Genomic DNA, 12,845 nt, shown 5'->3' on the forward strand with positions numbered 1-12,845 from the left:
GAAGTGAGTAATTATCATTATGTTTTATATTTAAGTAAATCTAATTTCAATGTAGTAAACGTAAACAACAGAAAAGGTGATATAATGAAAAAAATAAATGAAAGTTTAAACAAAGTAGTATATATAAATGATTTTGAAGAAGATGACCCATTTGAAAAAATAATTGGGAATAGTAAAACATTAAAAAAATCTTTATCTATAGCAAAAAAAGCTTCAAAAAGTGATTCATCAGTAGTAATCTATGGAGAAAGTGGTACAGGAAAAGAGCTATTAGCAGAAGCTATTCATTTTTCGAGTAAAAGAAAGGATAAACCTATAATAAGAGTTAATTGTGCATCAATACCTGAGAATCTTATAGAAAGCGAACTTTTTGGACATGAAAAAGGGTCATTTACAGGTGCTATAAAAAGAAAACTTGGTAAATTTGAATTAGCCCAAAATGGAACTATATTCTTAGATGAAATAGGTGAAATGGATAAAAATATTCAAGCTAAAATATTGAGGGCTATTCAAAATAAAGAAATACAAAGAGTTGGTGGGGAAGAGACAATAAAACTAAATATTAGAATAATATCAGCTACAAATAAAAACCTAGAAGAAATGATTAAAAGAAATGAATTTAGAGAAGATTTATTTTATAGATTAAATGTTATCCCAATAGAGTTACCTCCTTTAAGAGAAAGAGAAGGTGATATCGCTCTTTTAATTAAACACTTTTTAAATAAAAAATTAGAAAATACCAAAATAAAAAATATATCAAATGAAGCATTAGTAGCTTTATGTAATTATAAATGGGACGGAAATATAAGAGAACTTGAAAATATAATAGAGAGAATTTTAGTACTTTCAGAAAAAGCTTTAATAGATATAGAAGATATACCATACTTTATAAGACACTATAACAATAATTGCAATATAAAATTAAAAGAAATAACCAATATAGAAGACAATTTATCTAAAATTTTTAATGATGAAAAAATTTATACTTTAAAAGAATATGAAAAATTAATTATTGAAAAAGCACTAAAAAAATATGGAAGTTATAATAAGGCAGGTAAAGCACTTGGAATAACTCATAGAACAGTATCTTTAAAAGCTAAAGAGTATGGACTAGAAAAATTAATTCTTTGGAAATAAAAGGACTAGCTTAAAAGCTAGCCTTTCTATCTAATAATCTTTAGATGTAAAATAATCTATACAAGAAAAAATAAATGCAATAAAGCATATAACCGCAACTACAATATATAATGAGTTCATTCCGTATACAAAGATTTCAGGTTTACCTTTAACTGCTCCAAGTACTTTAAAGCCAGCAGCTTCACTCATTTTGTAATATAAAAATGATGTGGAGGCAGATACACCAAAAGCAAGTCCTAAGTTTCTTATTAATGCATTTGAACCACCTGCTATACCAAGTTTATCTTTTGGAACAGATGACATTATAAGATTTGTATTAGGGGACTGGAATAGTCCATTAGAAAATCCTAAAAGAGATAACATTAAAATAAGAGTTGTTTTTGATGTTGCCTCACCAGTTGTAGAAAGTAAATACATACTTATAGATGTAAGTAATAAACCAGCTAATGTTAATTTTTTACTTCCTATTTTATCGGATAAACTTCCACTTAAAGGAGCAACTATAAATAACACTAATGGATAAAATAACATTACAATTGATATTTGTTCTGCTGAATAATTTAATACATCACTTAAATAAAATGGTTGTATTACATTTATTGTATTAATTGCTGCAAATGATACGAATGCACAAAATAAATTTAAAGAAAAAGTTCTTTTCTTAAATAGTTTTAAATGTAACATTGGTGATACAACTTTTCTTTCAACTAAAATAAATATAATAAATAGTATTATTCCAATTACAAAACCAGATATTATATAAATACTAGTAAATCCTAAATTTTGACCAAGCATTATACATGTGAATACAAGTAATGTTGTTAATGCAAATAAAGTTGCACCTTTTCCGTCAAATTCTTCCCCTTGAGTTTTATTTTCTACAGGTAAATATTTTCTTCCTAAATAATAAGCAACTAATCCTATTGGTATATTAATAAGGAATATAAAATGCCATGATAGGTAAGTAACTATAAATCCACCTAAAGCTGGTCCAAGAAGAGAACCTAAGGCTACAAATGATCCTGAAATCCCAAGAGCACGACCTCTTTCATTTGGTGGGAATACGTCAGTTATAATTCCTTGATTTGTTGCCATAATCATAGCTGCACCTATAGCTTGGATAATTCTAGCTAATACTAATATTTCTATATTAGGTGATAAGGCACAAAGTAATGAACCAAATATAAATCCTAAAATACCATTATTAAATATTAAACTTTTACTCTTAATATCTCCAAGACGACCAAATATTAAAATAGCTGCAGAAATAACGATAAGATATGCACTGATAATCCATTCTGCACTAGACATTTGAATATTTAGTTTATTACTTATTGTAGGTAAAGCAACATTTACAATACTACTATCTAAACAGGCCATAAAAGGCTGAGTAACAAGTATAGCAAGTATAAGCCACTTGTTTTTTAATTTTTCACTCATATAAATCCTCCAATTTATTAAAATTTAACTATATTAGTATAACTAAATATTTTTAATAAAAAATGAACAAATTAATATTTATAAAAAAATATTCCCTAGATAAATCTAGGGAACAGTTAATATACTATTTAACTTTATATATCCATCCTTTTGGAGCTTCAACATCTCCAAATTGAATTCCAACTAAAGTATCATATAATTTTTTTGTTATAGGTCCAACTTCTTTTTCATCATAGAAAACATGAAGTTTGTCATTAAATTGAATTCCTCCAATTGGTGTTATAACAGCAGCAGTACCACATGCACCAGCTTCTTTAAAGTCGTCTATTTTATCAATATAAACATCGCCTTCTATTACTTCCATATTAAAATAGTCTCTTGCAATTTCAAGTAATGAATATTTTGTAATACTAGGTAATATAGAAGGTGATAGAGGTGTTACAAATTTATTATCTTTAGTTATACCAAAGAAGTTTGCAGAACCTACTTCTTCTATTTTTGTATGAGTTGCAGGATCTAAGAAAATTGCATCTGCATAGCCATTTTCTTTTGCAATTTTTTGTGCAATTAAACTTCCTGCATAATTACCTCCAACTTTTTGAGCCCCAGTTCCATTAGGAGCAGCTCTGTCGTAATCTGATATAATAAAGTTTACAGGTTTCATTCCACCTTTAAAGTATGGTCCTACTGGAATACAGAATACTGAAAAAATGAATTTGCTTGCTGGTTTAAGACCAATATTATCTCCAACCCCAATTAAAAATGGTCTTAAATATAAAGTTGCACCAGTTCCATACGGAGGTACAAAATCTTCATTTGCTTTAACAACTTGCATGCAAGCATCAATAAACTTTTCTACAGGTACTTCTGGCATAAGTAATCTTTTACAACTATTATTTAATCTCTCAGCATTTTTATTTGGTCTAAATAGTTGAATATCTCCATTTTTAGTTCTATATGCCTTTAACCCTTCAAAACATTGTTGGCCATAATGTAATGCTGGAGCACCTTCTTCAATAACTAATTTATTGTCTTCAACAAGTTTTCCATCATCCCATTTACCATTTTCCCAAATTGATACATAACGAAGATCAGTTTTAATATAATTAAAACCTAATTCTTCCCAATTGATATTTACTTTACTCATAATTGTCATTACCTTAAGTAGACTTAAAGTAACTGCCTCCCTTCAAAACATTGCTTATTTTTTGTATTATTATATAATAATTCTTATTTTATTATAGTACAAAGAAAATACCAAATAAAGAGTTTATTAGAATATTATGTATCAAATTTTATATAAAATGCAATTTTGTAATAGTAATATTGCAAATTAATCATTATTTATTAATAAATAAAATATATAATAATTACTAAAATAATAGTTAGAAGAGGACATTAAGATGAATTTTGACAAAAAAATAACTAAACTTAAAGATACTATTCCGACAGCACTAGTTTCTTTAACAATACTATTTATAAATTTAAGCTTTTTTGGTCTTAACAATATAATAATAGCACCATATATGACACTTACATTTATAAGAATGAAAAATTATATAATGATAGAAAAAAATATATTTAAACCATTATTTATTCATTTACTTATTGGAATACTAGCTTCAATTGCTAGCTTAAATATTTCAAGTGCAATATTTATTAATTTAATTTCTATATTTTTATTATGTTACTTTTTAACAGATGATTATAATTCAGGAAGCTATTTTCCTTATTTAATGGCATTTGTATTTCTGCAATTATTTACAACTACAGTAAATGAAATACCAAAAAGACTTTTAGCAATAATAGTATCATATATTGTAGTATTTTTATATTTATTATTATTTTCAAGAAAAGGTGTCGGATCTCATATAAAGGTTTTAATAAAAAATGGACGAGAAAATATCTTATTGCAATTAAAATATCTTTATATAGGTGATATAACATCATTAAAAAAAGAACAATTTAATTTATTTGAAATATGCAAGGAATTAAATAGGGTTGTTTATTCAAGTGATAAAAAAGAATATTACCAATTTATAATACTATTTCAACATTTTAATAATTTTATAAATGAGTTTATAGAAAATAAAAAATACCTAAGTGAAAATAGAATATATATAAAGAAATTAAATAAACTTATTTTAAAGTTAGATATAAATAAAAATTATAATTTGGAATTATATTCTGACCTTATAACTAAGTTTTTAAAAGAAAATTCTTTGAATGATAAAAATATAAATAATTATATTATATTTATATTAAATTATTTAATTTCTTCAATGGAAAATATAAAAACATATAAAAGAAATTTTATTAAAAAGATTTTTGATTTTAAATCTTCAAAAGAATACTTTAGTAAATATAGACTATCATTAAATGAATTTAAAATAAGATTTGCTATAAGATTAACATTATTACTAACAACAGCATTTACATTTATAAAAATATTTTATATTCCTAAAGGTTATTGGATACCTATGACTATATTTTTACTTACGCTTCCATTTTATGAAGACAGTAAGATAAGAATAAAAGAACGTTTTATTGGAACAGTAATAGGAATAATAGTTTCATTTATTATTTTTTATATATTTAAAGATAAAGATGCTCATATAATAATTATAATTATTTCAACAGTTCTTATGTACTATTTTACAGATTATAAAGTTATGACTATATATACAACTTGTTATGCACTTGCAATTTCTACAATAACAATGGGCGATGGAGAAGCTGTATTCTTAAGAATTTTTTATACAGGTATATCAGCTATAGTAGTATTATTTGCAAATAATTTTATTTTTCCAAATAAAAATCATATAGAGCTTATAAATATGATTCATAAATTAATTAAATTAGATGAAATTATGTTAGATAAGATATATGATATTATCAATGGAACTTTTGATAAAAATGAAATAAAAAAACTTCTTTTTACTTCATATTTGATAAGTGGTAAATTGCAAATGCATTTTCAAAAGTTAAATAATAAAAGTTTAAAAAACTTTATATTTAAAAATAATCAATTTACAACACTTATAATACATTCAGCTGTTGTCTTATCCCTTGAAGAAGGGTATAATATTGACGAATTATATGTAGAAGAATGTGTAGAAAACATGAAAAATATATTTGAATCTATTTATAATGAAAAAAATAATTGTTGTTTTAATATAAACATTATAAAACATAAGGATGATTATAAAAATTATAAATTATTAGAATGTATTAGAAAAGCTAGTGGGGTATATGATGCTATGATAGAGCTAAAAAAAGAAATATAAATCAAAGTTTCCTAATTTTTAATAATAAATTTTTAAAAGTGTAGGTTTAATTTATATTATAGAAACAAATTTATGTTATTTTATAATAAATTATTAAAATAATAGAAAGAAGATGTCTATATGAATGATGTAATTAAATCTTATTGGGGAATGAACTTAAAGCCAATTATTATTGGAAAGGGAAGTGATACTTTAGCTGTAATTATGCCTGGGATAGGTTATACACTTGATAGGGTATCACTAGAGTATTCTTCTGAGCTTTGTTTAGAACTTGGATATGATGTTTTGAAAATAGAATATGGTTTTCAAATTGGAAGAAGAGAGTTTAATTCAGAAGAGGAATTTAATATTATAGCGGAAGAGTCAGTGGCATTACTAAAATCATCATTAAATAAAAGATATAAACGTATTGTTTTTATTGGAAAGAGCATCGGAACTTGTGTTCAAAATGTTTTAAACAATAGAGTAGATAATATAGATGTTGTGAATATTTATTTGAGTCCTATTAATAAAACAGTAGAAATGGGAATGATAAATAATTCTTTAGTTATAACAGGAAATGAAGATCCGTTAATAACTAGAGAAAATGTCAACCAAATAAGTGATTTAAGCGGAGTTAAACTAATAAGAATTGATGGTGCAAATCATGCATTAAATATAGAAGGTGATGCTGTAAGAAGCCTAGAGGTTCAATTAAATATAATAAAATGCATTAAAAAATATTTAAATCATTATAAATAAAGGGGGTACTTAGATGGATTCTAAGTATTATATAGAAAATTTAAAACTAGAAAAACATCCAGAAGGAGGATATTATAAGGAATCATTTGTAGCGAGTGATAGTATAGTAAGAGATAATGACAAAAAAGATTTATGGACAAGTATATATTTTCTTCTTCATACAGGAGAAGTATCTAACTTTCATAGACTAAAGTCAGATGAAATGTGGTATTTCCATGCAGGTAATGCTCTAACTATATATATGATTTCTCCAAGTGGAGAGCTTATAGAAAAAAAGTTAGGTCTTAATATGTTAGAGGGTGAAGAACCACAAGTATTAGTTGAAAAAGGATATATATTTGGATCAGCTATGAATTCAGAAGGATTTTCATTAGTTGGATGCATGGTATCACCAGGATTTAAATTTGAGGATTTTGAACTTTTTAAAAGAAAAGATTTAATTGAAAAATATCCAAACTATAAAGATATTATAACTAAGTTAACTATAAAATAAAAAAATAGCTGTTTCAGTTTTATGCCTGAAACAGCTATTTTTTTTATTTAGAATTATCTAAATGAACATCCATTTGTGGATAAGGTATTGATATACCTTCTTCATCAAACTTTATCTTAACAGATTCTAATAATGAATAGTAAATTTTCCAATAGTCTTCAGTCTTACCCCAAACTCGTACAACAAAGTTTACAGAACTATCAGCAAGTTCACTTATTGCAACAAAAGGCTCTACGTCTTTTATTATGTTAGGATTACTATTTATTATCTCATTTAAGATATTTTTAACTTTTAAAACATCAGATTCATATCCTACACCAAAAGTTAAATCAACTCTTCTTAAAGGTTTTGATGAATAATTAGTTAAGCTACCGTTTGCTAAAGCTCCATTTGGAATTAAAACTTCTTTATTATCAGGTGTTAATAAAGAAGTGTAGAAGATACTTATCTTTTCTACAGTCCCTTGATAATTTGAGGTTTCTATGTAATCTGAAACTTTAAAAGGTCTAAGTAATAAAATAATAACTCCTCCAGCAAAATTACTAAGACTTCCCTGAATAGCTAGTCCAAGTGCTAAACCTGCTGAAGCTAAAGCTGCTGCAAAGCTTGCCATTGGTATACCAACATAAGATAAGAATGCAACTACTAATAAAATCTTAAGTGAAATATCAACAAGTGCATTTAAAAATGACATTAAAGTCATGTCCACATTTTGTTTTTTCAAGAATTTATGCAAAGTAGTTAGTACTTTATTTACAACTTTCCATCCTATCCAAAGGCCTATTAATCCAAGTAATAATTTTAAACCACTAGTTGTAGCCCATTTTATTACGGTATCATAGATATGTGAAAAATCCATGTATTAAAACTCCTTTCCTTATATAAATTATATTTAATGATTATATAATTTATATGATTTTAAGGCAATGAATAATATTGTATTTAATGTATTAATTTACAATATTATATCTTAATAAATATCCTCGTAAATGATAATTAAATAAAATATAAAAATCAAAGAAAACCATAAAAATAAAATTAAAAGGAAGGTTATATAAATATAACCTAATAAATTAAAATGTTTATGTTAATTAAATTATAGATAAATATAAAAGTGCATTATAAAATGAATTTAGAAGAAAAATGCTTTCATACAGGATATGGTTTTTGTGGAGAGGTAAATTATATTATTAACTAATGTATAATGAATTTAACAGATTATAAAATACATTGAAAATAGATACTTTAGAGAGTATAATAAAAATGCAATATAGAAGACAGTTCGGAAGCCTCCTGTCTTTAAATAAAACTAAGGCATTGTCTAATAAATAGAAATTAGAGGGTGACTTTAAGTCGCCCTTTTTTATTTTTATTAGCTTTGTGCCATTAAAAAGGAGAGATTTAATTAATGGAAATGCAAAGGTATAGTAAGATTTATGGCAAAAACGAAAGAGAGATGGTAATGTTAAAAGGATTCCCATGTAAATGGGGAAAATGTAAGTTCTGTGATTACATATGTGATAATGAGACCAATGAAAAAGAAATTGTAGAATATAATAAAAATATTCTAAAAAACATAACTGGGGAATTTAAAGTATTAGATGTAATAAATTCAGGAAGTATTTTTGAAGTTCCAAAAGAAACATTAAATGATATTAAAGTAATAATAAAAGAAAAAAATATTGAAAAATTATTTGTTGAATGTCATTGGTTATATAAGGATCGTTTAGATGAGATAAGAAACTTTTTTGAAATTCCAATAATATTTAGGTGTGGAGTTGAAACTTTTGATAATGATTTTAGAATAAAAATATTAAATAAGGGAGCAGGATTTAAAGATTATACTGAAGTAAATAGGTATTTTAAATCAATTTGCTTATTAGTTGGGATAAAAGGCCAAACTAAAGAAATGATAGAAAGAGATATTTATATATTAGAAAATCATTTTGAAAGAGGTTGTATAAATGTTTATGTTGAAAATACTACTGATATTAAAAGAGATGAAGAATTAGTAAAGTGGTTTATAAATAAATATAAATATTTAGAAGATAATGAGAATATAGAAGTATTAATAAATAATACAGATTTAGGAGTAGGAAGTGAAATAAATGAATAGTTCTAAATCAATAAATGTATTAGCAAAAATATCTATAGTTGCAGCTTTATATGTAGTTATAACGTATGCTATAGCACCAATAAGCTATGGCCCTGTACAAGTGAGGATATCCGAGGTATTAGTTTTATTAGCTTTCTTTGATAAAAAATATATAATAAGTTTAACGATAGGTTGCTTAATTGCAAATCTTTTAAGTCCACTAGGAATGATTGATGTTGTAGTTGGAACACTTGGAACTTTCTTCTCAGTTTATGCAATAAGCAAAACTAAAAATCTATTTTTAGCAACATTATGGCCAAGCTTTTTTTGTATTCCAGTAGTTTTTATATTACATATATTTGTTGGACTACCATTCATGTTATATTTATTTGGATTTATTGCTGGTGAAATTTTATCAGTAACTATAATAGGTTATCCTCTTGTAAAATTTTTTATGAAAAATGAAACCTTATTAGAGACTATAAAACTAAGTTAAATAGTAGTTACTTATAAATTTATTTCTTTTGTTACTTTATATTGTATAAGATTTCTGATAAAATAAAGTATAAATTTACTATATACAAAGGAGAATACCATATGATACAAGAGGAAAGAGTATTAAATAGATTTTTAGAATATGTTAAAATCCCAAGTGAAAGTAAAAATGAAAAGGATTTTGCAGATAAACTTGAAGAAGATTTAAAGAAATTAGGATTAGAAGTTATAAGAGATAAGGCTTATGAATCTGTTAATGGATCAACTGGTAATATAATTGCAAAGTTAAAAGGGGATAGTACAAAAGAACCTATATTATTTAGTTGCCATATGGATACAGTTACACCTGGTAATGATATAAAACCAGTAATAAAGGATGGGGTTATATATTCAGATGGAACTACTATTCTAGGAGCTGATGATAAAGCGGGAATTGCATCTATAATGGAAGCTATTACTAACATAATAGAAGAAGATATAAATCATCCAACAATAGAAGTAATTTTCACTATATGTGAAGAAATAGGCTTATATGGATCAAAAAATTTAGATTATACTAAAATTGAATCAAAAAGAGGATTTGTATTAGATTCAGGAGATGAAGTTGGAACTATAATTAATAAAGGACCAGCTCAAGATAAAATAGAAGTTGAAATAATAGGAAAAGCTGCACATGCAGGCGTTGCTCCAGAAAATGGAATAAGTGCAATTAATGTTGCAAGTAAAGCTATTTCAAAGATGAATCTATTAAGAATAGATGAAGACACAACAGCAAATATAGGTTCAATTCAAGGTGGAGTAGCAACAAACATAGTTTGTCCAGAAGTTAAAATAGAAGCAGAAGCAAGAAGTACAAATATCAATAGTTTAGATAAGCAAACTAATCATATGGTTGAAACATTTAATGAAGTATGTAAAGCTGAGAATGCTAAATGCAATATAAATGTTAATAGAGTATATGGAGAATTTTCTGTAGACTCTGATGATGAAGTAATAAAACTTGCAAAAAAGGCATTTAATTCATTAGGTTATGACGTAAGTATTAAATCTTCAGGTGGTGGAAGTGATACTAATATATTAAACTGTAATGGAATTAAAGCTGTAAATTTAGCAATTGGTGAAAGAAGTCCACATACTCTTAATGAGCATTATTATATTGAAGATCTTTTAAAAGTAACTAAATCTATTTGTGAAATAATAAAAAATGCTTAAAATATAAACAAAAAAGACTAATTTAAATTAGTCTTTTTTACTTTTATAGATTTGAATATTTAAATATAATTAGTCAATAATTATTAATGAATTTATTCTCTGGAGGTAAATAATAATGACTAAATTATATAGAGACGGCAGTTGTATTTTATGCAAAGGAACAGGAAAGATAACTTGTGAATGCATAGAGTTTTCAGGACAAATTCAAAACTGTCCTGTATGTAGTGGAAAAGGTGAACATGATTGTCCATTATGTAGTGAAGATTTATAATAAAAAGAAGAGGTATTAGCTATTAAATTAATACCTCTTCTTTTTATTATTTACTCTTAATTTCTCCATCCCAAGATAACATTCCACCACGAACATTTATAACATTATTGATATCTAAATCATTTAATAAAGTAATAGCGTGTGAACTTCTATTACCACTTTTACATATAAAATAAACTGGTCTATCTGTTGGAATTTCATCACTATAATCTTCTATATCAGATAAAGGAATATTTTTAGCTGATGGTATATGTCTAAAATCATATTCATCTTTATCTCTAACATCAATTATAAGCGCTTTAGGATCTTCTTTAAGTATAGATTTAAGTTTAGTTGTTGATATTTCCTTCATAATAATTTCTCCTAAGTTTTTTATTTAAATTATATCATATATATAAATATTATACTAAGACATAAAATAAAAGAATTAATCTTAATATTTAGAATTTTTTGTATTTTTATAAATAATTGCATTAGTATATAATTTTATTATAGAATTGTTATGGAAAGACTTTAAATTAAGGAGCTATTAATGTAAATGGAAGAAATTATAATAAGAAAGACTGAACTTAATAAATTAATAGAAGCTTTTATAAAAGAGAATTTAGAAGATAAATTAAAGAATAATTTTTTTAAAGTTAGTGAACTTTTATTCGATAATTATAGTGAAGAGCTTTTAAAGGGTAAATGTGAAGCTTGGGCATGTGGTATAGCTCATAACACTTGTGTTAAAAATCAAATGGATATAAAAATTAGTAATATTTATAAATTTTTCAACGTAAGTAGTAGTACTGGACTTAAAAGATCTAAAGATGTTGAGAAAATGATTAATAATATAAAATCATCTGATTGTAATAATAAAGAATTAAATTTTGAAGTAATTAAGACAATAGCAGACGAAAATTATATACAAGCTCAAGAAATTATAAAAGAAGCTTATAATCAAAAAAATTTCAAGCAGAGAGTAAAGCTTGCAAATAAAGCTTTAGAAATATGTAAAGATTGTTCTGATGCATATATAATACTTGCTAACGATAAAGGTTTAACTGATTCTAAAAAAGAAAATTTACTTAGAAAAGCTGTTAAGGCTTCTATAAATATATTAGGAGTAACTGATATAAATAGATTAAAAAAAGAAGAATTTTTAAAAGAAGAATTAACACCATATTTAGGCGCTCAATATAGATTAGCTAATCATCTATGGTTAACAGAGAATAGAGATGAAGCAACTGAAATATGTATGAATCTTCTTAGAAATAATCCTAAAGATAGATTAATAATAAGAAGCATTTTATTAAGTTGGACTATTATAACTAATAAAGATAATTATACAAATGAAATTTTAAATAAATATAAAAATGATTACTTAACAGCTAGTTACTATAGTAAAGCATTATTCAATATAAAAATTGGAAATATACGAGAAGGAAAAATTGCTTTAAGAAAAGCTATTCAATATAATAAGTTCGTTATTCCATATATACTAAAGATGAAACGTATACCAAAAGAATTACCTATAATTGAAAGATTTAGATCACATGAAGAGGCAATTCATTATATGCTTTATGGGTATGAAGCATGGTATAGTGTTCCAGATGCAATAAATATTTTAAAAGAAATAAAAAAAGAATTTGTAATATAACTAATTAAAATAAAAAGTAGATTCACCTGAAT

The 12,845-nt window shown here is 25.0% G+C and carries 13 protein-coding genes; 9 read left to right on the forward strand and 4 right to left on the reverse strand.

Annotation, left to right across the window (positions count from 1 at the left end):
• The first annotated feature begins 84 nt into the window (after positions 1–84).
• Positions 85–1,137, forward strand: a complete 1,053-nt coding sequence (locus ACZ5TJ_RS07365) for a sigma-54 interaction domain-containing protein (RefSeq protein WP_464198368.1) — start codon at positions 85–87, stop codon at positions 1,135–1,137.
• Positions 1,138–1,167: 30 nt separating this feature from the next.
• On the opposite strand, the gene ACZ5TJ_RS07370 is transcribed toward ACZ5TJ_RS07365, so the two are convergent.
• Positions 1,168–2,577, reverse strand: a complete 1,410-nt coding sequence (locus ACZ5TJ_RS07370; protein WP_464198370.1) for an MFS transporter — start codon at positions 2,575–2,577, stop codon at positions 1,168–1,170.
• A gap of 124 nt (positions 2,578–2,701) precedes the next feature.
• Positions 2,702–3,724 (reverse strand): branched-chain amino acid aminotransferase, encoded by a 1,023-nt coding sequence (locus tag ACZ5TJ_RS07375; protein ID WP_464198372.1) that lies wholly within the window; start codon positions 3,722–3,724, stop codon positions 2,702–2,704.
• 256 nt (positions 3,725–3,980) lie between these two features.
• Here ACZ5TJ_RS07375 and ACZ5TJ_RS07380 point away from each other — a divergent pair, with 256 nt between their 5' ends.
• The 3 genes from ACZ5TJ_RS07380 to ACZ5TJ_RS07390 all read left to right on the forward strand — a co-directional run bounded on the left by ACZ5TJ_RS07380 (position 3,981) and on the right by ACZ5TJ_RS07390 (position 7,098).
• Entirely contained in the window at positions 3,981–5,864 is a 1,884-nt protein-coding gene (locus ACZ5TJ_RS07380) for an FUSC family protein (RefSeq protein WP_464198374.1), read from the forward strand.
• Positions 5,865–5,984: 120 nt separating this feature from the next.
• Entirely contained in the window at positions 5,985–6,605 is a 621-nt protein-coding gene (locus ACZ5TJ_RS07385) for an alpha/beta hydrolase (protein WP_464198376.1), read from the forward strand.
• Positions 6,606–6,618: 13 nt separating this feature from the next.
• Positions 6,619–7,098 carry a cupin domain-containing protein gene (locus ACZ5TJ_RS07390; protein ID WP_464198378.1) on the forward strand — a complete coding sequence of 160 codons (480 nt, stop codon included), beginning with the start codon at positions 6,619–6,621 and terminating at the stop codon, positions 7,096–7,098.
• Between the two features lie 43 nt (positions 7,099–7,141).
• On the opposite strand, the gene ACZ5TJ_RS07395 is transcribed toward ACZ5TJ_RS07390, so the two are convergent.
• Entirely contained in the window at positions 7,142–7,957 is an 816-nt protein-coding gene (locus ACZ5TJ_RS07395) for a mechanosensitive ion channel family protein (protein WP_464198380.1), read from the reverse strand.
• 555 nt (positions 7,958–8,512) lie between these two features.
• On the opposite strand from ACZ5TJ_RS07395, the gene ACZ5TJ_RS07400 reads away from it, so the two are divergent.
• The 4 genes from ACZ5TJ_RS07400 to ACZ5TJ_RS07415 all read left to right on the forward strand — a co-directional run bounded on the left by ACZ5TJ_RS07400 (position 8,513) and on the right by ACZ5TJ_RS07415 (position 11,171).
• A complete protein-coding gene (locus tag ACZ5TJ_RS07400; RefSeq protein ID WP_464202293.1) occupies positions 8,513–9,214 on the forward strand; it encodes a radical SAM protein in 702 nt (233 codons plus the stop codon).
• Positions 9,207–9,689, forward strand: coding sequence for a QueT transporter family protein (locus tag ACZ5TJ_RS07405; RefSeq protein ID WP_464198382.1), 483 nt, complete (start codon positions 9,207–9,209; stop codon positions 9,687–9,689). The genes ACZ5TJ_RS07400 and ACZ5TJ_RS07405 overlap by 8 nt, the downstream gene beginning before the upstream one ends.
• A 101-nt stretch (positions 9,690–9,790) precedes the next feature.
• Complete coding sequence (locus ACZ5TJ_RS07410; RefSeq protein WP_464198385.1) at positions 9,791–10,900, forward strand: M20/M25/M40 family metallo-hydrolase; 1,110 nt, start codon at positions 9,791–9,793, stop codon at positions 10,898–10,900.
• A 115-nt stretch (positions 10,901–11,015) separates the two neighbouring features.
• Positions 11,016–11,171, forward strand: coding sequence for a hypothetical protein (locus ACZ5TJ_RS07415; protein WP_155499114.1), 156 nt, complete (start codon positions 11,016–11,018; stop codon positions 11,169–11,171).
• Between the two features lie 46 nt (positions 11,172–11,217).
• Here ACZ5TJ_RS07415 and ACZ5TJ_RS07420 read toward each other — a convergent pair whose 3' ends face one another.
• Positions 11,218–11,523 carry a rhodanese-like domain-containing protein gene (locus ACZ5TJ_RS07420; protein ID WP_052139593.1) on the reverse strand — a complete coding sequence of 102 codons (306 nt, stop codon included), beginning with the start codon at positions 11,521–11,523 and terminating at the stop codon, positions 11,218–11,220.
• 186 nt (positions 11,524–11,709) lie between these two features.
• Here ACZ5TJ_RS07420 and ACZ5TJ_RS07425 point away from each other — a divergent pair, with 186 nt between their 5' ends.
• Positions 11,710–12,813 (forward strand): DUF6398 domain-containing protein, encoded by a 1,104-nt coding sequence (locus ACZ5TJ_RS07425; RefSeq protein ID WP_464198390.1) that lies wholly within the window; start codon positions 11,710–11,712, stop codon positions 12,811–12,813.
• Positions 12,814–12,845: the final 32 nt, after the last annotated feature.

The organism is Clostridium budayi, from assembly GCF_055396605.1.

Coding starts and splice junctions, on each gene's coding strand:
- ACZ5TJ_RS07365 (WP_464198368.1), top strand. CDS start 85: ATGAAAAAAATAAATGAAAGTTTAAACAAAGTAGTATATATAAATGAT.
- ACZ5TJ_RS07370 (WP_464198370.1), bottom strand. CDS start 2,577: ATGAGTGAAAAATTAAAAAACAAGTGGCTTATACTTGCTATACTTGTT.
- ACZ5TJ_RS07375 (WP_464198372.1), bottom strand. CDS start 3,724: ATGAGTAAAGTAAATATCAATTGGGAAGAATTAGGTTTTAATTATATT.
- ACZ5TJ_RS07380 (WP_464198374.1), top strand. CDS start 3,981: ATGAATTTTGACAAAAAAATAACTAAACTTAAAGATACTATTCCGACA.
- ACZ5TJ_RS07385 (WP_464198376.1), top strand. CDS start 5,985: ATGAATGATGTAATTAAATCTTATTGGGGAATGAACTTAAAGCCAATT.
- ACZ5TJ_RS07390 (WP_464198378.1), top strand. CDS start 6,619: ATGGATTCTAAGTATTATATAGAAAATTTAAAACTAGAAAAACATCCA.
- ACZ5TJ_RS07395 (WP_464198380.1), bottom strand. CDS start 7,957: ATGGATTTTTCACATATCTATGATACCGTAATAAAATGGGCTACAACT.
- ACZ5TJ_RS07400 (WP_464202293.1), top strand. CDS start 8,513: ATGCAAAGGTATAGTAAGATTTATGGCAAAAACGAAAGAGAGATGGTA.
- ACZ5TJ_RS07405 (WP_464198382.1), top strand. CDS start 9,207: ATGAATAGTTCTAAATCAATAAATGTATTAGCAAAAATATCTATAGTT.
- ACZ5TJ_RS07410 (WP_464198385.1), top strand. CDS start 9,791: ATGATACAAGAGGAAAGAGTATTAAATAGATTTTTAGAATATGTTAAA.
- ACZ5TJ_RS07415 (WP_155499114.1), top strand. CDS start 11,016: ATGACTAAATTATATAGAGACGGCAGTTGTATTTTATGCAAAGGAACA.
- ACZ5TJ_RS07420 (WP_052139593.1), bottom strand. CDS start 11,523: ATGAAGGAAATATCAACAACTAAACTTAAATCTATACTTAAAGAAGAT.
- ACZ5TJ_RS07425 (WP_464198390.1), top strand. CDS start 11,710: ATGGAAGAAATTATAATAAGAAAGACTGAACTTAATAAATTAATAGAA.